Raw genomic sequence first — 20,348 nt, forward strand, 5'->3', positions numbered from 1 at the left:
AGGATACGGGCGGACCGGTGCCCGGGGCTTGTTTCCAAACCCTGGGGCGGTCCGCCCGTTCCGAAGAGCCGCTACTTGGAGTAGAGCTCGACGATGAGCTGCTCCTGCACCTGCGTGTCGATGACCTGACGCGCGGGGAGGGAGTGCACGAGGATGCGCATCTTGCCCGGGATGACCTCAAGCCACGCCGGAACGGTGCGCTCGCCGGCCTCGGCACGGGCGACCACGAACGGGGTCAGCTCGACCGAGTCCTTGCGGACCTCGATGATGTCGTTGTCGGAGACCCGGAACGACGGGATGTCGGTCTTGGTGCCGTTGACCACGATGTGGCCGTGGCGAACCAGCTGACGAGCGTGGTCACGCGACTTGGCGAAGCCCGCGCGGTAGACCACGTTGTCCAGACGCGACTCGAGGATGCGAAGCAGGTTCTCGCCGGTCTTGCCCTGGCGACGGTTCGCTTCCTCGTAGTAGCCCTTGAACTGCTTCTCGAGAACGCCGTAGATGCGCGCGCACTTCTGCTTCTCGCGCATCTGCAGCAGGTACTCGCTGTCCTTGGTGCGGCCACGACCGTGCTCACCCGGCGGGTAAGGCCGAATCTCGATCGGGCACTTCGGGCCCTCGCACTTGCTGCCCTTGAGGAACAGCTTCATCTTCTCGCGACGGCAGCGCTTGCAGTCCGCGCCGGTGTAACGCGCCATTGTTCTTTAACTCCTAGTCAGCTGCTGGTCAGACGCGGCGGCGCTTGGGGGGGCGGCAGCCGTTGTGCGGCACGGGGGTGACGTCCTGAATGGAGCCAACCTCCAGGCCGGTGGCCTGCAGCGAACGAATGGCGGTCTCACGACCGGAGCCCGGGCCCTTGACGAAAACGTCAACCTTGCGCATGCCGTGCTCCTGGGCACGACGCGCGGCGGACTCGGCAGCCATCTGCGCGGCGAACGGGGTCGACTTGCGCGAACCCTTGAAGCCGACGTGGCCGGCGGAGGCCCACGAGATCACGTTGCCGCTGGGGTCCGTGATCGAAACGATCGTGTTGTTGAACGTGCTCTTGATGTGGGCGTGCCCGTGAGCGACGTTCTTCTTTTCCTTGCGGCGCACCTTCTTGGCGCCCGCGCGGCTCTTGGGAGGCATCTGCTGGAAACTCCTGAGGTCGTCGGTCCGCTACGAATTGAGGACCGCGTGATCCGTCGTACGCGGACTACTTCTTGCCCGGCTTCTTCTTGCCGGCGATCGCGCGACGCGGGCCCTTGCGGGTACGCGCGTTGGTGTGAGTGCGCTGACCGCGGACGGGAAGACCGCGACGGTGACGCAGACCTTCGTAGCAACCGATCTCGACCTTGCGGCGGATGTCGGCCTGAACTTCGCGGCGGAGGTCACCCTCGACGCGGTAGTTCGACTCGATCCAGTCGCGAAGCTTGATCAGGTCGTCCTCGGCGAGATCGCGGACGCGGGTGTCAGGGTTGACACCGGTGTTCTTCAGCGTGTCCAGCGCACGAGTGCGCCCGACGCCGAAGATGTAGGTCAGAGCGACCTCGACCCGCTTCTCACGGGGGAGGTCGACGCCGACGAGGCGTGCCATATGTGTGGCTCCTGGTTTAGTCGGAGGTCTGGCCCAGCACCGGTCCGGCACACCTTCTGGAGATGTCCTCGGTCCTCGGCCTCCGGCCGAGGGTGGCGTCCCGCACGAGGCGGGGGTCGGGTGCTGTGGCTCTTACGTGGTGCGTCGCGCGTCGATCGCTCGTTGTGCGAAGGGGGTGCTGCTCAGCCCTGGCGCTGCTTGTGGCGCAGGTTCTCGCAGATCACCATGACCCGGCCGTGACGGCGGATCACCTTGCACTTGTCGCAGATCTTCTTGACGCTCGGCTTGACCTTCATGATTTCTCCGGTACGTGTGACAAGGGCATGCGTACACGCCCCCGTCGCCGAGTCGGTTATCGGTTTGCGTCCAAGCCCCGCACACCACGCACGGCGTGGGCAGGGCTGGGGCTCGCCTACTTGTAGCGGTAGACGATCCGGCCGCGGGTCAGGTCGTAAGGGCTCAGCTCCACGACAACCCGGTCGTCCGGAAGAATACGGATGTAGTGCATCCGCATCTTCCCACTGATGTGCGCGAGGACTTTGTGCCCGTTCTGAAGCTCCACGCGAAACATGGCGTTGGGGAGCGACTCGATGACGGTGCCCTCGATTTCGATGGCCCCTTGCTTCTTGGGCATGTCCTCCGCGCTTCGTATCTCGGGATCAGCTACCGTTACCCGGCGCACATGACAACGCCCAAATTTTAGGCGCCCAACGGGCGCGCCAAACCTGGCTACATGTGAGCCGACGAGTCAGTCTAAGGCACTCGGCCAGTTAAAGCGAAACCGGGCCCGGAACCATGGGTTCCGTTCCCCGCCGGGCTCTGCGGGCCTACTTCAGAAAGTAGGCCAGCGCCCCCGCCAGCACGCCGAGTGACATCACGACCAACCAGACCTTGTTCAACGTCGCGTTGGAAACCCGCGGACGCTGCTCCATCGCCGGCCCGTAGGCACCGGCTCGCGGAGGCGTTTCGACATGTCGGTCGTACTCCTGCGGCGTGGTCGACCGCGCCGCGTCGTCTCGATCCTCGCGGCCCGGCAGATTCGCCGATACCGCGTCGAGTTCCCCCACCGTACCCGCTCGGCGAACCCCGTCGAGGCGCGCCCGGTATTCGGACAGCGCCAAGCGGCCCGACGCGAGGTGTTCGCGCAGCACGGCGGTCACGCGTTCGCGGTCCGCGGGAGTCGCGGGAGCGTTCGGATCACGGTCCATACGACGAGCGTATGCCCTGTCACGGCGAGGAGCGCCCGTGGCGCCAGACGAACATCTGGATCGAACCGAGCACCGCGGCGGCCGGGCCGTAGACCCACACCGGCCAGAAGTACACGACACCCGTACCCGCGACCGCGACCAGGAGCCAGATCGCCACGTTGAACGCGGTGACCGCGTTCAACGTCGTCCACGCCGCGCGCAGCGCCCGCTCCCCGCCGGAGCGCCCGCCGGGCGCCCGTGCCGGCGGGACGGCCGTCCACTGCACGTCGCGCGAGCTCGGCGGCGGCGCCGGTCTCGGTACCGGCCAACTCGTCGACGCCGGATACGGCGCCGGCGCGCGCGAGCGCGCGGCCCGCGTGCGCGCCTCCTCGACGGCCATGCGCACCCGGATCTCCTCGACGTCCGCTTCGAGGTGTTCGGGCGGCGGCAGGTCGGCGATCAGCCGGGCCAGCTCCCCCAACGTGACCGCCTCGTAGGCGGCCCCCATGCGCTCGTTGAACTCTGCGAGCGTCAACCGCCCGACCACGTGGTGGTCGCGCAGGAGCGTCACCGCCGCTTCACGGTCCACGTCGGATGCCCGCATGGTCGGATGCCTCACCATGCGTTCGACACTAGGGACGCCGCGCGGCTCCGTACATGGGGCCAGCCCCACCATTGCGGGGCTTCCGGGTCAGGGCAGCGTCAGTACGACGGGGCCGTTCTCGGTGATCGCGATCGAATGCTCCCAGTGCGCCGCGTGGCCGCCGGCCGTGGTCTTGACCGTCCACTCGTCGGGGAGCGTGTACGTGTCCGGCTTGCCGAGCGTGACCATCGGCTCGATCGCCAGACACACCCCCACCTCCAGGCGCGGACCGCGGCCGGCCGGCCCGTAGTTGAGCAGATGCGGGTCCTGGTGCATCTCGGTGCCGATGCCGTGTCCGCCGAAGTCCTCGACGATGCCGTACTTCGCGCCGCCCGGCAGCGGGTTCGCGCGGATCGACGTCTCCACCGCGTTGCTGATGTCGGTCAGCCGACCGCCGGCCACCGCGGCCTCGATGCCGGCCCACATCGACTGCTCGCACACCCGGCTCAGTTCGAGCACCTCGGGCCGGACCGTGCCGATCGGCACCGTGATCGCCGAGTCGCCGTGCCAGCCGTCCAGGATCGCGCCGCAGTCGATCGAGATGATGTCGCCGTCGCGCAGCGGAGTGTCGTCCGGGATCCCGTGCACCACCACGTCGTTGACCGACGCGCAGATCGACGCCGGGAAGCCGTGGTAGCCCTTGAACGAGGGAATCGCCCCGGCCGCACGGATCGCGCGCTCGGCGATCGCGTCCAGGTCGGCGGTGGTCACCCCGGGGGCCGCGGCCTCACGCAGCAGCGCCAGCGTGTTCGCCACCACGGCACCGGCCCGACGCATCCTCTCGATCTGCTCGGGCGTCTTGCGCTCGATCCGCATGTGCCGCTTCTTGAACACCGGCATGGTCGATCCTCACGTGTCGTTCGCTGAAAGCACGATGGGCGATCCGGGGTTTCCCCGGATCGCCCATGTGTGATGTCTGTCGCGGCCGACGCCGATCAGGCGCCGAACTCCGCAAGTGCGGTCATCGCGCGCTCGGTGACCTCCTTGACGGGGCCCGTCGCGGGGATCGCCAGCAGCAGATTGCGATCGGAGTAGTAGCCGACCAAGGGTTCGGTCTGCTCCTTGTAGACCTCCAGGCGGTGCCTGACGGTCTCCTCGCGGTCGTCGTCGCGCTGGTACAGCTCACTGCCACACTCGTCACAGATCCCGGGGACCTTCGGCGGGTCGGTCAGGATGTGGCAGACGTGGCCGTGGGCACGGCACTGCCTGCGGCCGGAGATCCGCTGGATGATCTCCGAGTCGTCGACCTTGAGTTCGAGAACCACGTCGAGCTCGGTGTCGTTCTCGGCGAGGATCTCGTCGAGGACCTTGGCCTGGGCGGTGTTGCGCGGGAACCCGTCGAGGAGGAAGCCATGGGCCACGTCCGGCTGCGCGAGGCGCTCCCGGACCATGCCTATGGTCACCTCGTCGGGTACCAGGTTGCCCGCGTCCATGTAGGTCTTGGCCTCGCGGCCGAGCGGGGTGCCCTGACTCACGTTGGCGCGGAAGATGTCACCCGTCGAGACTGCGGGAATCGACAGGTTGGCGGCGATGTACTGGGCCTGGGTTCCCTTACCCGCGCCGGGAGGCCCCACGAGAACGATACGCATTTAGCGGAGGAAGCCTTCGTAGTTGCGCTGCTGGAGCTGACTCTCGATCTGCTTCACGGTTTCCAGACCCACTCCCACGATGATCAGGATGCTCGTGCCGCCGAACGGGAAGTTCTGGTTGGCGTTGAAGAGCACGAGCGCGATGCTGGGTACCAGCGCGATCATGCCCAGGTACAACGATCCGGGCCACGTGATCCTTGTGAGGATGTAGTTCAGGTATTCCGCAGTCGGTCTGCCGGCGCGGATCCCCGGAATGAAGCCACCATACTTCTTCATGTTGTCGGCTACTTCTTCGGGGTTGAACGTGATGGCCACGTAGAAGAACGCGAAGAAGACGATCAGCAGGAAGTACGTGATCATGTAGTACGGGTGGTCGCCCTTGACGAAGTGGCGTTCGATCCACACCGCCCAGTCCGAGTCACCGCCGCTGAACTGCGCGATGAGGGCCGGGATGTACAGCAGCGACGAGGCGAAGATGACGGGGATGATGCCCGCCTGGTTCACCTTGAGCGGGATGTAGGTCGAGGTCCCGCCGTAGGCGCGACGCCCGATCATGCGCTTGGCGTACTGCACCGGGATCCGGCGCTGCGCCTGTTCCACGAAGACCACCAGGCCGACCATCACGAGGCCGATGGCGATGACGGTGAAGAACGGCACCCAGCCGCCACCGATGGTGCCCTGCTCCTTGATCGTCCACAGCGCGGCCGGGAAGCCGGCGGCGACCGAGACGAACATCAGGATCGACATGCCGTTGCCGATGCCGCGGTCGGTGATCAGCTCACCGAGCCACATGATCGTCGAGGTGCCGGCGGTCATCACGGCGACCATGACGATCACGCGGAAGAGCGAGTCGTCGGGGACGATGCCTTCCGGGTTGCAGGTCTGGCTCCGCGCGCTGGAGAACAGCGCGCCGGAACGGGCGGTGGCGATCAGCGCCGTCGACTGCAGGATCGACAGCGCGATGGTCAGGTACCGCGTGTATTGGGTGATCTTCGCCGTACCGGACTGCCCCTCCTTCTTGAGGGCCTCCAGTCGCGGGATGACGACGGTCAGCAGCTGCAGGATGATGCTCGCCGTGATGTACGGCATGATCCCGAGCGCGAAGATCGTGAGTTGCAGCAGCGCACCGCCACTGAACATGTTCACGAGGCCGAACAGGCTGTTCCGGTTGGAGTCCTCTACGCACGAGCGCACCATCTCGAAGGAGACGCCCGGCACCGGGATGTGCGACCCGATCCGGAAGAGGACGATGATCGCCAACGTGAACAGCAGCTTCTTGCGCAGGTCGGGCGTGCGGAACGCCCTGGCGAACGCGGTGAGCACACTGCCTCCTGCGCCTCGCCCGTCTTAGGGGCGAGTCGATCGAGTCTTCGGTCCTGTAGGACCACTGGCCAGGTCCCTGACAGGAACCTCACGGACAATAACAGCGGCGACGGCCCGGAAGTATCGCGCCGGTCCGACGTTTATGCGACATGACACAACACATGGCAAAAACAGAGCAAGTCATGTGTGGGGATGAGGCGTTGAACTCACCCCCATGACACAGCAAACCACAGGGGCGCCACCACCTTACCGGCGTGGCGCCCCTGAGCTATAGCTCCAGGACGACGTCAAGGCCCGTTCGGTACCGATCCGAACGGGCCATGACGGTCATTCCTTGTCCGCGCGTCGGTCAGACCGACAGTTCGTCGGCCGAGCCACCCGCGGCGGCGATCTTCGTCTTCGCCGAGTCGGAGAAGGCGTGCACCTTCACCTGGACGGCAACCGAGATCTCGCCGGTGCCCAGGATCTTGACGGGGAGGTTCTTGCGAACCGCACCCTTCTCGATCAGACCCTCGACGGTGACTTCGCCGCCTTCGGGGTACAGGGCGTCGAGCTTGTCCAGGTTCACGACCTGGAACTCGACCCGGAACGGGTTCTTGAAGCCCTTGAGCTTGGGCAGCCGCATGTGCAGCGGCATCTGCCCACCCTCGAAGCGGGCCGGCACCTGGTAACGAGCCTTGGTGCCCTTGGTACCACGACCTGCGGTCTTACCCTTGGAGCCCTCGCCACGACCCACGCGGGTCTTGGCGGTCTTGGCGCCCGGGGCGGGCCGCAGGTGGTGCACCTTCAGCGGGTTGTCAGCACCCATGTCAGTCGACCTCCTCGACGGTGACGAGGTGCGACACCGTCGCGATCATGCCGCGGATCTCCGGGCGGTCTTCCTTGACGACCACGTCGTGGACGCGCTTGAGACCGAGCGAACGGAGAGTGTCCCGCTGGTTCTGCCTGCCACCGATCTTCGATCGGGTCTGCGTGACCTTGAGACGTGCCATTACGCACCAACCCCCGCGCGAGCCCGCAGGAGCGCGGCCGGGGCCACGTCCTCCAGAGGCAGGCCACGACGAGCGGCGATCTCCTCGGGGCGAACGAGCCCCTGGAGCGCCGCGACCGTCGCGTGCACGATGTTGATCGGGTTCGACGAACCGAGCGACTTGCTCAGCACGTCGTGGATGCCGGCGCACTCGAGCACGGCGCGCACGGGGCCACCGGCGATAACACCGGTACCCGGCGACGCCGGCTTCAGGAGCACGACGCCGGCAGCCTTCTCACCCTGGATCGGGTGCGGAATGGTGCCCTGGATACGGGGGACCTTGAAGAAGTGCTTCTTGGCCTCTTCAACACCCTTGGCGATCGCGGCCGGCACCTCCTTGGCCTTGCCGTAACCGACACCTACGGTGCCATCGCCATCGCCAACCACGACCAGCGCGGTGAAGCTGAAGCGACGACCACCCTTCACGACCTTGGCGACGCGATTGATCGCGACGACGCGCTCGACGTAAGCGGTCTTCTCGGCGGCTGCGCCACCATCACGTCGATCCCGCCGGTCCCGCCGCTCGCCGCCGCCGGCGCCGCCACCGCGGCGCTGGGGTCCAGCCATCAGAATGTCCTCATCTGTCGTTCGAAGCTTGTCCGGAGCAGCGGGCTCAGAAGGTGAGCCCGTTTCCGCGTGCGGCATCCGCGAGAGCGGCGATGCGACCGTGGTACTTGTTGCCACCGCGGTCGAACACGACGGCCTCGACACCGGCAGCCTTCGCGCGCTCGGCGACCAATTCGCCGACCTTGCGAGCCTGAGCGGTCTTGTCGCCTTCACCACCACGGATGGACGAGTCCATCGTGGAGGCCGAAGCGAGAGTGTGGCCGGCGATGTCGTCGATAACCTGCGCCACCATGTGACGGGTGGAGCGGCTCACGACGAGACGGGGCCGCAGCGGGGTGCCGGAAACCTTCTTCCGCACCCGAATGTGCCGGCGCTTGCGTGCGACAGACTTCTTCGCAACGCCCTTGCCGGTCTTCACGCCGACAGCCATGCCTACTTACCAGCCTTTCCGACCTTGCGGCGGATGACCTCGCCGGCGTACTTGACGCCCTTGGCCTTGTACGGGTCGGGCTTCCGCAGCTTGCGGATGTTCGCGGCGATTTCACCGACCTTCTGCTTGTCGATGCCTTCGACCGAGAAACGGGTCGGGGCTTCGACCACGAAGGTGATGCCCTCCGGGGCCTCGATGACGATGGGGTGGCTGTATCCGAGCGCGAACTCCAGCGAGGAGCCCTTCGCCTGGACACGGTAACCGACACCGCTGATTTCGAGCTTCTTGATGTATCCCTGGGTCACACCAGTGATCATGTTCGCCACCAGCGTCCGGGACAGCCCGTGAAGGGCCTTCGAGCGGCGCTCGTCGTCGGGACGGGACACCGCGAGGGTGCCGTCATCCGACTGTGCGATCTCGATCGGGGCGGCGATGGTGTGCGACAGGGAACCCTTGGGGCCCTTCACGACGACCTCGCGGCCATTGATGGTGACGTCCACACCGGTGGGAACCGGGATGGGGAGACGTCCGATGCGCGACATTGCTCTCCTTCCCTTCCCTTACCAGACGAAGGCGAGGACTTCCCCGCCCACGCCCTTCTTGGCCGCCTGCTTGTCGGTGAGGAGACCGGTCGACGTCGAGATAATCGCGACGCCGAGGCCACCGAGCACCTTCGGCAGGTTCGTGGACTTTGCGTACACCCGCAGACCGGGCTTCGACACGCGGCGGACGCCGGCGATCGAGCGCTCGCGGTTCGGGCCGTACTTGAGGACGACGGTGAGCTTCTTGCCCACCTCCGCGTCCTCGACGCGCCAGCCCTGGATGTAACCCTCCTGCTGGAGGATCTCCGCGATGTGCGACTTGATCTTGCTGAACGGCATCACGACGTCGTCGTGGTATGCCGAGTTGGCGTTCCGCAGACGGGTCAACATGTCTGCGATGGGGTCGGTCATGGTCATGACGGCCTCAAGGCCTTTCTCGCCGTGGTTTCCCTGCGTGCGATCCCTCGTCCGCCGCCCTCCCGGAGGAGGGCGGCGAACGACGACTGCTGTGCGGGACCTACGACGTCGTTACTGTTCTCGACCGTCCCAACGGGACGATCGATTGCTGTGATTCTCAGCCGCCGAAGCGACTGCGAACTACCAGCTGCTCTTGGTCACGCCCGGCAGCTCGCCGGCGTGCGCCATCATGCGCAGGCACACGCGGCACAGACCGAACTTGCGGTACACCGAGTGAGGGCGGCCACAGCGCTGGCAGCGCGTGTAACCACGAACCTCGAACTTCGGCTTGCGAGCAGCCTTCGCGATCAGGGCCTTCTTCGCCACGGCTCAGTTCTCCTTGAACGGGAATCCGAGGTGACGCAGCAGAGCGCGGCCCTCGTCGTCGTTCGTGGCCGTGGTCACCACAGTGATGTCCATGCCGCGAACTCGGTCGATCTTGTCCTGGTCGATCTCGTGGAACATCGACTGCTCCGTGAGACCGAAGGTGTAGTTGCCACGCCCGTCGAACTGCTTCGGCGAGAGGCCGCGGAAGTCGCGGATACGCGGCAGGGCGATCGACAGCAGACGGTCCAGGAACTCCCACATGCGGTCGCCGCGCAGTGTAACGTGCGCGCCGATCGGCTGACCCTCGCGCAGCTTGAACTGCGCGATGGACTTGCGGGCCTTCGTGACCTGGGGCTTCTGGCCGGTGATGGCCATCAGGTCCTTGATCGCGCCGTCGATCAGCTTCGAGTCGCGGGCGGCGTCGCCCACACCCATGTTGACCACGATCTTGGTGACACCCGGAACCTGCATGACGTTCTCGAACGAGAACTCTTCACGCAGCTTGCCGAGGATCTCCTCGCGGTAACGCTGCTTCAGACGCGGCAGTTCGCGCGCCTCAGTGGTGACCGTCATCAGATGTCCTCACCGGTCCGCTTGGCGTACCGGATCTTGTTGCCCTCGTCATCGAACCGGAAGCCGGTCCGCGTCGGGACCTTCTTACCGTCCTTCTCCACGACCAGCATCACGTTGCTGACGTGGATGGAGGCTTCCTGGGTGATGATGCCACCGGTCTTGGCACCCTTGGCGGACTGACCGACCTTGGTGTGCTTCTTGATCCGGTTGACGCCCTCGACCAGGACGCGCTCCTTCGGCGGGTAGGCCGCGATGACCTTGCCCTGCTTGCCCTTGTCCTTGCCGGTGATGACCTGTACCAGGTCACCCTTCTTGATCTTCATCGCCTTCGCCATGGGTTTAGAGCACCTCCGGCGCGAGCGAGATGATCTTCATGAACTTCTTCTCACGAAGCTCACGGCCGACCGGGCCGAAAATACGGGTGCCTCGGGGTTCGCCATCGTTCTTGAGGACAACGGCGGCGTTCTCGTCGAAGCGGATGTAGGAGCCGTCGACACGCCGGCGCTCCTTAACGGTCCGCACGACGACAGCCTTGATGACGTCGCCCTTCTTCACGTTGCCACCGGGGATCGCGTCCTTGACGGTGGCAACGATGACGTCCCCGATGCCCGCGTAGCGCCGGCCGGAGCCACCGAGCACACGGATGCAGAGAATCTCCTTCGCACCCGTGTTGTCGGCGACTCGCAGTCGCGACTCCTGCTGGATCACGTCTAACTCCTGATCGTCACGTCGCGGTCACGACCCACTGATGGTGGGGCGACCGGCGCTCGCTACTTGGCCTTTTCGAGGATCTCGACGATGCGCCAACGCTTGCTGGCGGACAGCGGCCGAGTCTCCATGAGGACGACACGGTCACCGACGCCACAGGCGTTCTGCTCGTCGTGAGCCTTCAGCTTGTTCGTGCGGCGGATGACCTTGCCGTACATCGGGTGCTTCACGCGGTCTTCGACAGCGACGACGACGGTCTTGTCCATCTTGTCGCTGACGACGAGGCCCTCGCGGGTCTTGCGGAAACCCCGGGTTGCTTCAGTCATCTCAGTCTTCTCACTCACGCCGCGCCTCCAGTCTCCTGCACGTCGATGCCGAGCTCGCGCTCACGCATCAGCGTGTAGATCCGGGCGATGTCCTTACGGACAGCCTTGAGCCGCCCGTGATTCTCGAGCTGCCCGGTCGCCGCCTGGAAACGGAGGTTGAACAGCTCCTCCTTGGCTTCGCGGAGCTTGGCGACGATTTCCTCGTCACCGAGTTCGCGGAGCTCGGACGCCTTGGTAACGGCCGCCATCACGCCTCACCAGCCTCGCGCCGGACGATCCGGCACTTCATCGGCAGCTTGTGCACGGCGCGGGTAAGCGCCTCACGAGCCACCTTCTCGTTCGGGTACGACAGTTCGAACATCACCCGACCGGGCTTGACGTTCGCGACCCACCACTCGGGCGAGCCCTTACCGGAACCCATGCGGGTCTCGGCAGGCTTCTTGGTCAGCGGACGGTCGGGGTAGATGTTGATCCACACCTTGCCACCACGGCGAATGTGCCGGGTGATGGCAATACGAGCGGACTCGATCTGACGGTTGGTCACGTACGCCTGGCCCAGGGCCTGGATGCCGTACTCGCCGAACGCCAGTTCCGTACCGCCCTTGGCGCGGCCACCGCGCTTGGGGTGGTGCTGCTTGCGGTGCTTGACCCTGCGGGGGATCAGCATCGGGGTCAGGCCTCCGATCCGGAGTCGGGCGCCGGGTTCACAGCCTCGGCAGCCGGCGCGGAGCCGGAGTCCGAGGAACCGGTGGCCTGCGCGTCGTTCTGCTGCGGGCGACCGCCGCGGCCACCACGGCCACCGCGCTCGCCGCCACGACCGCCGCCGCCACCCTCGCGGCGGGGACGCTCGGGAGCGCCACCACGTGCGGGACGGTTGCTGGCGCGAGCGGCAGCGTTCTCGGCGCGGACCTCGGCGATGTTCTTGACATCACCCTTGTAGATCCACACCTTCACGCCGATGCGACCGAACGTCGTACGGGCCTCGAAGAAGCCGTAGTCGACGTTGGCGCGCAGCGTGTGCAGCGGCACACGACCCTCGCGGTAGAACTCCGAGCGGGACATTTCGGCCCCACCCAGACGACCACCGCACTGGATCTTGATGCCCTTGGCTCCGGCCTTCATGGAGCTCTGCATCGCCTTGCGCATCGCACGGCGGAAGGACACGCGGCTCGAAAGCTGCTCGGCCACACCCTGCGCGACCAGCTGAGCGTCCACCTCGGGGTTCTTGACCTCGAGGATGTTCAGCTGCACCTGCTTGCCGGTGAGCTTCTCCAGCTCACCGCGGATGCGGTCGGCCTCCGCGCCGCGACGGCCGATGACGATGCCCGGCCGGGCGGTGTGGATGTCGACGCGGACGCGCTCACGGGTGCGCTCGATCTCGACCTTCGAGATGCCTGCGCGCTCCATGCCCTTCGTCATCATCTGACGAATCTTGACGTCCTCGCCGACGTAGTCCTTGTACAGCTTGTCGGCGTACCACCGGGACTTGAAGTCCGTGGTGATGCCGAGACGGAACCCGTGCGGGTTAACCTTCTGGCCCACTAGCGGGTCCTCTCCTTCTCGGCGACAACCACAGTGATGTGGCTGGTGCGCTTGCGGATGCGGTACGCCCGGCCCTGTGCCCGCGGACGGAAACGCTTGAGGGTCGGACCCTCGTCCACGTAGGCGGCGGACACGTACAGGATGTTCGTGTCCAAGTTGTGGTTGTGACCGGCGTTGGCAATGGCGCTGTCAAGCACCTTGCCGACCGGCTCACTCGCGGCCTGCGGAGCGAATCGCAGGACCGCCTGGGCCTCCGCGGCGTTCATGCCACGGATGAGGTCCACCACGCGGCGGGCCTTCATGGGCGTGACGCGGATGTACCGCGCCTGAGCCCTGGCTTCCATCGACGTCCCCTTGCTCATCTCGATATCCATGCGATTCGCCGCGTCAGCGACGACGCGACTTCCGGTCGTCCTTCTCGTGACCGCGGAAGGTCCGAGTCGGCGCGAACTCGCCGAGCTTGTGGCCGACCATCGACTCGGTCACGAACACCGGGACGTGCTTACGGCCGTCGTGCACCGCGATCGTGTGACCCAACATCGCCGGGACGATCATGGAGCGGCGGGACCAGGTCTTGATGACGTTCTTGGTTCCCTTGTCGTTCTGTACGTCCACCTTCTTGATGAGGTGGCCGTCGACGAAGGGTCCCTTCTTCAAACTGCGCGGCATCGAGACTGCTCCTAGCGCTTCTTGTTCGTCTTGCGGCGGCGGATGATGAGCTTGTCGCTGGCCTTCTTCGGCCGGCGAGTACGACCCTCGGGCTTACCCCAGGGGCTCACCGGGTGGCGACCACCAGAGGTCTTGCCCTCACCACCACCGTGCGGGTGGTCGATGGGGTTCATCGCCACACCGCGGACGGTCGGGCGCTTGCCCTTCCAGCGCATGCGGCCGGCCTTGCCCCAGTTGATGTTCGACTGCTCGGCATTGCCGATCTCGCCGACCGTGGCACGGCAGCGCACGTCCACCAGGCGAATTTCGCCCGAGGGCATGCGGAGGGTCGCGTGAGCGCCCTCCTTCGCCAGCAGCTGGACGCTCACACCCGCGGAACGGGCGATCTTCGCGCCGCCACCGGGGCGGAGCTCGATGGCGTGGATGACCGTACCGACCGGGATGTTCCGGAGCGGCATGTTGTTGCCCGGCTTGATGTCGGCGCCCGGACCGTTTTCGATCCGGTCGCCCTGCTTCAGCTTGTTCGGGCACAGGATGTAGCGCTTCTCGCCGTCCGCGTAGTGCAGAAGAGCGATGCGCGCGGTGCGGTTCGGGTCGTACTCGATGTGAGCGACCTTCGCCGGAACGCCGTCCTTGTCGTTGCGCCGGAAGTCGATCAGTCGGTACGCGCGCTTGTGTCCGCCACCCTGGTGGCGAGCAGTCACACGGCCGTGGTTGTTACGACCACCCTTGCTGTGCAGAGGGCGGACCAGCGACTTCTCCGGCTCGGACCGCGTGATCTCGACGAAGTCGGCGACGCTGGCGCCACGACGGCCCGGCGTCGTCGGCTTGTACTTGCGGATGCCCATGGCTTCTCTTAGTCCTCGTCCGTATCAGCGGCCGTCAGCCGACGGGTCCACCGAAGATGTCGATCCGCTCGCCCTCTGCAAGGGTGACGATCGCGCGCTTCGTGTCCTTGCGCTTGCCGAAACCGGTCTTGGTCCGCTTGCGCTTACCAACTCGGTTGATCGTGTTGACGCTCTCGACCTTGACCCCGAAGACCGCGATGACGGCCTGCTTGATCTGCGTCTTGTTGGCGTCGGGGTGCACGATGAACGTGTACTTGTTCTCGTCGATGAGCCCGTAGCTCTTCTCCGAGATCACCGGCTTCAGCAGCACATCGCGCGGGTCGGTGTAGGTCTTGCTGGTGACCTTCGTCGTGCTCTCGACGGTGTCGGTGCTCACGCGTGGCTCCCTTCGAGCTCGTCGGAGCTCGCGACCGCCGAGGCGGCCTGCGCCGGTCCGGCGATGAAGCGCTCCAGAGCGGCCTTGGTGAAGACCACGTCGTCGGAGACGAGCACGTCGTAGGTGTTCAGCTGCCCGACCTCAAGCAAGTGCACCTGCGGAAGGTTGCGAGCGCTCAGCCAGGCAGTGGTGTCGGACTTCTCGACGACCAGGAGCACGTGCTTGCGCTCACTGATCTTGCCGAGCAGCGTCTTCGCGGCCTTGACCGAAGGCGTCTCGCCCTCGATCAGCGCCGAGACGCAGTGGATGCGCTCGTGGCGAGCCCGGTCCGAGAGGGCACCGCGCAGGGCGGACGCCTTCATCTTCTTCGGGGTCCGCTGCTCGTAGTCACGCGGCACGGGGCCGTGGACGACGCCGCCGCCGTTGAACTGCGGCGCGCGGGTCGAGCCCTGACGGGCGCGACCGGTGCCCTTCTGGCGGTACGGCTTGCGCCCACCACCGCGGACCTCGCCACGAGTCTTCGTCTTGTGCGTGCCCTGACGAGCCGCGGCGAGCTGGGCCACGACGACCTGGTGGATCGTCGGGATGCTCACCTGGACGTCGAAGAGCTCCGCGGGGAGTTCGATCGTCCCGGACTTCTCGCCGGCGGGCGAAAGAATGTCAATGCTGGTCATGAAATTCACACACCCTTCGCAGCAGTGCGCACCAGAACCAGGCCGCCGTTGGGGCCGGGGACTGCGCCCTTGATCAGGAGCAGACCCTTCTCGGCGTCTACCGCGTGGACGGTCAGGTTCTGGGTGGAGACGCGCTCGTTACCCATGCGGCCTGCCATGCGCACACCCTTGAACACACGACCCGGGGTGGCACAGCCACCGATCGAGCCGGGCGAACGGTGCTTGCGCTGCGTACCGTGCGAGCTGCCCAGGCCCTTGAAGCCGTGACGCTTCATGACGCCTGCGGTGCCCTTGCCCTTCGAGGTGCCCATGACGTCGACCTTCTGGCCGGCCTCGAACACCTCGGCGGTGATCTCCTGCGCCAGCGTGTACTCGCCGGCGTCGGAGGTACGGAGCTCGACCAGGTGGCGACGCGGGGTCACACCGGCCTTGGCGAAGTGGCCGGCGAGCGGCTTGTTCACCTTGCGCGGGTCGATCGCGCCGAACGCGATCTGGACGGCTGCGTAGCCGTCGACCTCGGCGTTGCGGACCTGGGTCACGACGCAGGGCCCGGCTTCGACCACAGTCACTGGAACGACGCGGTTGTTCTCGTCCCAGACCTGGGTCATGCCGAGCTTCTTGCCCAGAATGCCCTTCATCTGCTTCGTCATCGTCGGTGCGTCCTCAGAGCTTGATCTCGATGTCGACGCCGGCCGGCAGGTCGAGACGCATAAGCGAGTCGACCGTCTTCGGCGTGGGGTCGAGGATGTCGATGAGCCGCTTGTGAGTGCGCATCTCGAAGTGCTCGCGCGAGTCCTTGTACTTGTGCGGCGAGCGGATGACGCAGTACACGTTCTTCTCGGTCGGCAGCGGCACCGGCCCCGCAACCTGCGCACCAGTACGCGTCACCGTCTCGACGATCTTCTTCGCCGAACTGTCGATGACCTCGTGGTCGTAGGCCTTGAGCCTGATGCGGATCTTCTGTCCCGCCATGGCTGCTTCGAATTCCTTCTCTCGTACCGCTGCGGATCACCCCCGCTGACACGGGGAGAAGACTTGGGCTGAAAACCCCTTGGGGTTTCCCTTCCCCGCCGACCCCCGCGGTCGGGCGTGTCGCTCTGTTGCTCACAAGCACCCCTTGGAAACCCGCTGACGGGCGGCCTGGGGGCCTGGGCAACGTACTCTCGGCGTCACCTTCGCTGCGGCAAGCGAAAGGACGGCACGAGGTCGCTAAGCGACGACGCCGGCTGCATGGGTGGCAGGACAGAAGTCCACCGATTGCTCGAGCCAACGGACCCAGCGCTGCGGCCTTGTCTGTGCGACAGGCACGGCGCAGCCCGTTGTCTATCCGAGCAACTTGGCTAGTATGCCCCACGAATGGCGGCCTTGGCCAATCGAGTGACTCCCCCAAGGTTTGAGAGAGCCCCCGAGCAATGGATATCCGGTCCCACCTAGGGGGTGGAATCGATCCGGACAAAGCCCCGCCCGCCGACCCAGAGGACCGGCGGGCGGGATTTCATCACTTCTTGATCTTGACGACCTGGCCGGCGCCCACGGTACGACCACCCTCGCGGATGGCGAAACGCAGGCCCTCTTCCATGGCGATCGGCTGGATCAGCGCGACGTCCATGCCGGTGTTGTCACCGGGCATGACCATCTCGGTGCCCTCGGGGAGGGTCACAACGCCGGTCACGTCCGTCGTACGGAAGTAGAACTGCGGCCGGTAGTTGTTGAAGAAGGGGGTGTGACGGCCACCCTCGTCCTTCGACAGGATGTAGACCTGGGCCTCGAAGTCGGTGTGCGGCGTAACCGAACCCGGCTTGATGATGACCTGGCCGCGCTCGACGTCCTCGCGCTTGATGCCGCGGAGGAGCAGACCGACGTTCTCGCCCGCCTGGCCCTCGTCGAGCAGCTTGCGGAACATCTCGATGCCGGTGACCGTGGTGGTGGTCTTGGTCTCCTTGATGCCGACGATGTCGACAGTCTCGTTGACCTTGACGATGCCACGCTCGATGCGGCCGGTGACGACCGTGCCACGACCGGTGATCGTGAAGACGTCCTCGACGGGCATGAGGAACGGCATCTCGGTGTCACGCGGCGGGGTCGGGATCGCCTCGTCGACGGCGGCCATGAGGCCGAGAAGCTTCTCGCCCCACTCCTTGTCGCCCTCGAGCGCCTTGAGCGCCGAGACACGCACGACCGGGAGGTCGTCGCCCGGGAACTCGTACTCGGAGAGGAGCTCGCGCACCTCGAGCTCGACGAGCTCCAGGATCTCCTCGTCGTCCACCATGTCGGCCTTGTTCAGCGCGACGACGATGTACGGAACGCCGACCTGGCGGGCCAGGAGCACGTGCTCCTTGGTCTGCGGCATCGGGCCGTCGGTGGCGGCGACCACGAGGATCGCGCCGTCCATCTGCGCGGCACCGGTGATCATGTTCTTGATGTAGTCGGCGTGCCCGGGGCAGTCGACGTGCGCGTAGTGACGGTTCTCCGTCTGGTACTCGACGTGCGCGATCGAGATCGTGATACCGCGCTGCCGCTCCTCCGGCGCCTTGTCGATCTGGTCGAACGGCGTGAAGGGGTTCAGGTCCGGGTACGCGTCGTGCAGCACCTTGGTAATCGCCGCGGTCAGCGTCGTCTTACCGTGGTCGATGTGACCAATGGTGCCGATGTTGACGTGCGGCTTAGTCCGCTCGAACTTAGCCTTCGCCACTGGGGTCCTCCTGTGGACTGGTTCTTTACGCCGTACGACGTCGGGTATCGGGGGTGAGCCGGGGCGGGGTCACCGGAGCCCGATGACGGACTCCGGGTCCCCCTGGTATCGCTGGTGCCGCTGAGGCGGTGATTACTCGCCGCGCGACTTGGCGATGATCTCCTCGGCGACGTTCCTCGGAACCTCGGCGTAGGAGTCGAACTGCATGGAGTAGCTCGCGCGACCCGAGGTCTTGCTGCGGAGGTCGCCGACATAGCCGAACATCTCCGACAGCGGGACCAAGGCCTTGACGACGCGCGCACCAAAGCGCTCGTCCATGGCCTGGATCTGGCCGCGACGCGAGTTGAGGTCGCCGATCACATCGCCCATGTAGTCCTCGGGCGTGGTGACCTCGACGGCCATCATCGGCTCGAGAAGAGCCGGGCCGGCCTGACGAGCCGCTTCCTTGAACGCCTGCGAACCGGCGATCTTGAACGCGAGCTCGGACGAGTCGACCTCGTGGTAGCCACCGTCGATCAGCGTCAGTCGCACGCCGACCATCGGGTAGCCGGCGAGTACGCCGTACTGCATGGCCTCCTGCGCGCCCGCGTCCACCGAGGGGATGTACTCCCTGGGGATGCGGCCACCGGTGACCTTGTTGACGAACTCGTACGCGTCGCCCTCGAGCGGCTCGAGCGCGATCTGCACCTTGGCGAACTGACCGGTACCACCGGTCTGCTTCTTGTGCGTGTAGTCCACACGCTCGACGACCTTGCGGATCGTCTCGCGGTAGGCCACCTGCGGCTTGCCGACGTTGGCTTCGACGCGGAACTCGCGCCGCATCCGGTCGACCAGCACCTCGAGGTGCAGCTCGCCCATGCCGCCGATGATCGTCTGGCCGGTCTCCTCGTCGGTGTGCACCTGGAACGAGGGGTCCTCGGCGGCGAGGGACTGGATGGCGACACCCAGCTTCTCCTGGTCGCCCTTGGACTTCGGCTCGATCGCGACCTGGATGACCGGGGCCGGGAACGTCATCGACTCCAGGATGACCTGGTTCGCCGGGTCGCAGAGCGTCTCACCGGTGGTGGTGTCCTTGAGACCCATCACGGCGATGATGTCGCCCGCGCCCACCGACGGGATCTCCTCACGCTTGTTCGCGTGCATCCGGTAGATCTTGCCGATGCGCTCCTTCTTGCCCTTGACCGAGTTCAGCACGAAGCTGCCGGCCTCGAGGACACCCGAGTAGACCCGGACGAAGGTGAGCTTGCCGAGGTGCGGGTCGCGCATGATCTTGAACGCGAGACCGGCGAAGGGCTCGTCGTCGCTCGGCTGGCGAACGATGACCTTCTCTTCGTCGTTCACCGCGTGACCCTGGATGCCCGAGATGTCGAGCGGCGACGGCAGGTAACGGACGACCGCGTCGAGCAGGGGCTGAACGCCCTTGTTCTTGAACGCGGTACCGCAGAACACCGGAGTGAACGTCGGCTTGTCCTTGTTGTCACCCTTGGTCGAGGCGATGGTGGCGCGACGGATCGCGGCCATCAGCTGCTCCGTGGTGGGCTCCTTGCCCTCCAGGTACAGCTCCATCATCTCGTCGTCGTACTCGGCGATCGTCTCGAGCAGCTTGCCGCGGTACTCGGCGGCGGCCTCGGTGTGCGTGGCCGGGATGTCGACCACGTCGTACATCTCGCCCTTGGCGGCCTCGGCCGACCAGACCAGCGCCTTCATGGCGACCAGGTCGACAACGCCCTGGAAGTCCATCTCGGTGCCGATGGGGAGCTGCATGACCAGCGGAACCGCGCCCAGCCGCTCGTCGATCATGTCGACACAGCGGTGGAACTCGGCGCCGGTGCGGTCGAGCTTGTTCACGAAGCAGATACGCGGCACGCCGTACCGGTCGGCCTGACGCCAAACGGTCTCGGACTGCGGCTCTACGCCGGCGACACCGTCGAAGACGGTGACGGCGCCGTCGAGCACGCGCAGCGAGCGCTCCACCTCGACGGTGAAGTCGACGTGGCCCGGGGTGTCGATGATGTTGATCGTGTGATCGACGTCTTCGAGCGTCCAGTGACAGGTCGTCGCGGCAGACGTGATGGTGATGCCGCGCTCCTGCTCCTGTTCCATCCAGTCCATGGTGGCAGCGCCCTCATGAACCTCACCGATCTTGTAGTTGACCCCGGTGTAGAACAGGATCCGCTCGGTGGTGGTGGTCTTGCCCGCGTCGATGTGGGCCATGATTCCGATGTTGCGAACCTTGGCCAGATCAAGAGCAGTGGTAGCCATCGTGGCTT

The 20,348-nt window shown here is 65.8% G+C and carries 33 protein-coding genes; all 33 read right to left on the reverse strand.

Annotated elements, in window-relative coordinates:
* Positions 1–71: 71 nt before the first annotated feature.
* The 33 genes from rpsD to fusA all read right to left on the reverse strand — a co-directional run bounded on the left by rpsD (position 72) and on the right by fusA (position 20,340).
* Positions 72–698 carry a 30S ribosomal protein S4 gene (gene rpsD / locus OG928_RS13550; protein WP_161364718.1) on the reverse strand — a complete coding sequence of 209 codons (627 nt, stop codon included), beginning with the start codon at positions 696–698 and terminating at the stop codon, positions 72–74.
* A 28-nt stretch (positions 699–726) separates the two neighbouring features.
* Complete coding sequence (gene rpsK / locus OG928_RS13555) at positions 727–1,128, reverse strand: 30S ribosomal protein S11 (protein ID WP_020549211.1); 402 nt, start codon at positions 1,126–1,128, stop codon at positions 727–729.
* A gap of 67 nt (positions 1,129–1,195) precedes the next feature.
* Positions 1,196–1,576, reverse strand: a complete 381-nt coding sequence (gene rpsM / locus OG928_RS13560; protein WP_020549212.1) for a 30S ribosomal protein S13 — start codon at positions 1,574–1,576, stop codon at positions 1,196–1,198.
* A gap of 182 nt (positions 1,577–1,758) precedes the next feature.
* Positions 1,759–1,872: a 50S ribosomal protein L36 gene (rpmJ, locus tag OG928_RS13565; protein WP_009740505.1), complete on the reverse strand. Its 114-nt coding sequence runs from the start codon at positions 1,870–1,872 to the stop codon at positions 1,759–1,761.
* Between the two features lie 116 nt (positions 1,873–1,988).
* Positions 1,989–2,210: a translation initiation factor IF-1 gene (gene infA / locus OG928_RS13570; RefSeq protein ID WP_018382544.1), complete on the reverse strand. Its 222-nt coding sequence runs from the start codon at positions 2,208–2,210 to the stop codon at positions 1,989–1,991.
* Positions 2,211–2,403: 193 nt separating this feature from the next.
* Positions 2,404–2,784, reverse strand: a complete 381-nt coding sequence (locus OG928_RS13575) for a DUF1707 domain-containing protein (RefSeq protein WP_406283445.1) — start codon at positions 2,782–2,784, stop codon at positions 2,404–2,406.
* Positions 2,785–2,803: 19 nt separating this feature from the next.
* Positions 2,804–3,385, reverse strand: a complete 582-nt coding sequence (locus OG928_RS13580) for a DUF1707 domain-containing protein (RefSeq protein WP_406283447.1) — start codon at positions 3,383–3,385, stop codon at positions 2,804–2,806.
* 69 nt (positions 3,386–3,454) lie between these two features.
* Positions 3,455–4,246: a type I methionyl aminopeptidase gene (gene map / locus OG928_RS13585; RefSeq protein WP_406283449.1), complete on the reverse strand. Its 792-nt coding sequence runs from the start codon at positions 4,244–4,246 to the stop codon at positions 3,455–3,457.
* Between the two features lie 95 nt (positions 4,247–4,341).
* Positions 4,342–4,995, reverse strand: a complete 654-nt coding sequence (locus OG928_RS13590; protein ID WP_406283451.1) for an adenylate kinase — start codon at positions 4,993–4,995, stop codon at positions 4,342–4,344.
* Positions 4,996–6,318, reverse strand: a complete 1,323-nt coding sequence (gene secY / locus OG928_RS13595) for a preprotein translocase subunit SecY (protein WP_406283453.1) — start codon at positions 6,316–6,318, stop codon at positions 4,996–4,998.
* A 349-nt stretch (positions 6,319–6,667) separates the two neighbouring features.
* Entirely contained in the window at positions 6,668–7,126 is a 459-nt protein-coding gene (gene rplO, locus OG928_RS13600; RefSeq protein WP_406283455.1) for a 50S ribosomal protein L15, read from the reverse strand.
* A gap of 1 nt (position 7,127) precedes the next feature.
* Positions 7,128–7,310, reverse strand: coding sequence for a 50S ribosomal protein L30 (rpmD, locus tag OG928_RS13605; RefSeq protein ID WP_020549219.1), 183 nt, complete (start codon positions 7,308–7,310; stop codon positions 7,128–7,130).
* Positions 7,310–7,915 (reverse strand): 30S ribosomal protein S5, encoded by a 606-nt coding sequence (rpsE, locus tag OG928_RS13610; RefSeq protein WP_020549220.1) that lies wholly within the window; start codon positions 7,913–7,915, stop codon positions 7,310–7,312. The genes rpmD and rpsE overlap by 1 nt, the downstream gene beginning before the upstream one ends.
* Before the next feature lie 46 nt (positions 7,916–7,961).
* The gene (gene rplR, locus OG928_RS13615) at positions 7,962–8,345 is read right to left on the reverse strand and encodes a 50S ribosomal protein L18 (RefSeq protein ID WP_406283457.1); all 384 of its coding nucleotides are present in this window, start codon (positions 8,343–8,345) and stop codon (positions 7,962–7,964) included.
* 2 nt (positions 8,346–8,347) lie between these two features.
* Positions 8,348–8,887, reverse strand: a complete 540-nt coding sequence (gene rplF / locus OG928_RS13620) for a 50S ribosomal protein L6 (RefSeq protein WP_406283459.1) — start codon at positions 8,885–8,887, stop codon at positions 8,348–8,350.
* 18 nt (positions 8,888–8,905) lie between these two features.
* The gene (gene rpsH, locus OG928_RS13625) at positions 8,906–9,304 is read right to left on the reverse strand and encodes a 30S ribosomal protein S8 (protein WP_020549223.1); all 399 of its coding nucleotides are present in this window, start codon (positions 9,302–9,304) and stop codon (positions 8,906–8,908) included.
* Positions 9,305–9,484: 180 nt separating this feature from the next.
* Positions 9,485–9,670 carry a type Z 30S ribosomal protein S14 gene (locus tag OG928_RS13630; protein WP_161360669.1) on the reverse strand — a complete coding sequence of 62 codons (186 nt, stop codon included), beginning with the start codon at positions 9,668–9,670 and terminating at the stop codon, positions 9,485–9,487.
* A 3-nt stretch (positions 9,671–9,673) separates the two neighbouring features.
* Positions 9,674–10,243, reverse strand: a complete 570-nt coding sequence (gene rplE / locus OG928_RS13635) for a 50S ribosomal protein L5 (RefSeq protein ID WP_406283462.1) — start codon at positions 10,241–10,243, stop codon at positions 9,674–9,676.
* Positions 10,243–10,566 carry a 50S ribosomal protein L24 gene (rplX, locus tag OG928_RS13640; RefSeq protein WP_026217943.1) on the reverse strand — a complete coding sequence of 108 codons (324 nt, stop codon included), beginning with the start codon at positions 10,564–10,566 and terminating at the stop codon, positions 10,243–10,245. Before rplX ends, rplE begins: the two co-directional genes overlap by 1 nt.
* A gap of 16 nt (positions 10,567–10,582) precedes the next feature.
* Positions 10,583–10,951, reverse strand: coding sequence for a 50S ribosomal protein L14 (gene rplN, locus OG928_RS13645; RefSeq protein WP_078975728.1), 369 nt, complete (start codon positions 10,949–10,951; stop codon positions 10,583–10,585).
* Between the two features lie 62 nt (positions 10,952–11,013).
* Positions 11,014–11,277 (reverse strand): 30S ribosomal protein S17, encoded by a 264-nt coding sequence (gene rpsQ / locus OG928_RS13650; RefSeq protein ID WP_406283464.1) that lies wholly within the window; start codon positions 11,275–11,277, stop codon positions 11,014–11,016.
* Between the two features lie 14 nt (positions 11,278–11,291).
* A complete protein-coding gene (gene rpmC, locus OG928_RS13655; RefSeq protein ID WP_020549229.1) occupies positions 11,292–11,525 on the reverse strand; it encodes a 50S ribosomal protein L29 in 234 nt (77 codons plus the stop codon).
* A complete protein-coding gene (gene rplP, locus OG928_RS13660) occupies positions 11,525–11,944 on the reverse strand; it encodes a 50S ribosomal protein L16 (protein ID WP_020549230.1) in 420 nt (139 codons plus the stop codon). Before rplP ends, rpmC begins: the two co-directional genes overlap by 1 nt.
* 5 nt (positions 11,945–11,949) lie before the next feature.
* Positions 11,950–12,819, reverse strand: a complete 870-nt coding sequence (rpsC, locus tag OG928_RS13665; protein ID WP_406283467.1) for a 30S ribosomal protein S3 — start codon at positions 12,817–12,819, stop codon at positions 11,950–11,952.
* The gene (rplV, locus tag OG928_RS13670; protein WP_026217944.1) at positions 12,819–13,163 is read right to left on the reverse strand and encodes a 50S ribosomal protein L22; all 345 of its coding nucleotides are present in this window, start codon (positions 13,161–13,163) and stop codon (positions 12,819–12,821) included. The genes rpsC and rplV overlap by 1 nt, the downstream gene beginning before the upstream one ends.
* 43 nt (positions 13,164–13,206) lie before the next feature.
* Complete coding sequence (rpsS, locus tag OG928_RS13675) at positions 13,207–13,488, reverse strand: 30S ribosomal protein S19 (RefSeq protein ID WP_020549233.1); 282 nt, start codon at positions 13,486–13,488, stop codon at positions 13,207–13,209.
* Between the two features lie 11 nt (positions 13,489–13,499).
* Entirely contained in the window at positions 13,500–14,336 is an 837-nt protein-coding gene (rplB, locus tag OG928_RS13680; RefSeq protein ID WP_020549234.1) for a 50S ribosomal protein L2, read from the reverse strand.
* Between the two features lie 34 nt (positions 14,337–14,370).
* Positions 14,371–14,712 (reverse strand): 50S ribosomal protein L23, encoded by a 342-nt coding sequence (gene rplW / locus OG928_RS13685; protein WP_020549235.1) that lies wholly within the window; start codon positions 14,710–14,712, stop codon positions 14,371–14,373.
* Positions 14,709–15,386 (reverse strand): 50S ribosomal protein L4, encoded by a 678-nt coding sequence (gene rplD / locus OG928_RS13690; RefSeq protein WP_406283470.1) that lies wholly within the window; start codon positions 15,384–15,386, stop codon positions 14,709–14,711. Before rplD ends, rplW begins: the two co-directional genes overlap by 4 nt.
* Positions 15,387–15,391: 5 nt before the next feature.
* Positions 15,392–16,036, reverse strand: coding sequence for a 50S ribosomal protein L3 (gene rplC, locus OG928_RS13695; RefSeq protein ID WP_406283472.1), 645 nt, complete (start codon positions 16,034–16,036; stop codon positions 15,392–15,394).
* Positions 16,037–16,049: 13 nt separating this feature from the next.
* The gene (rpsJ, locus tag OG928_RS13700; protein ID WP_020549238.1) at positions 16,050–16,358 is read right to left on the reverse strand and encodes a 30S ribosomal protein S10; all 309 of its coding nucleotides are present in this window, start codon (positions 16,356–16,358) and stop codon (positions 16,050–16,052) included.
* A gap of 526 nt (positions 16,359–16,884) precedes the next feature.
* On the reverse strand, positions 16,885–18,078 hold the full coding sequence (tuf, locus tag OG928_RS13705) for an elongation factor Tu (RefSeq protein ID WP_406283474.1): 1,194 nt from the start codon (positions 18,076–18,078) through the stop codon (positions 16,885–16,887).
* A gap of 132 nt (positions 18,079–18,210) precedes the next feature.
* Complete coding sequence (gene fusA, locus OG928_RS13710) at positions 18,211–20,340, reverse strand: elongation factor G (protein ID WP_406283476.1); 2,130 nt, start codon at positions 20,338–20,340, stop codon at positions 18,211–18,213.
* Positions 20,341–20,348 lie beyond the last annotated feature (8 nt).

This window comes from Embleya sp. NBC_00896, from assembly GCF_045207785.1.
In the GTDB taxonomy this organism is placed as follows: domain Bacteria; phylum Actinomycetota; class Actinomycetes; order Streptomycetales; family Streptomycetaceae; genus Embleya.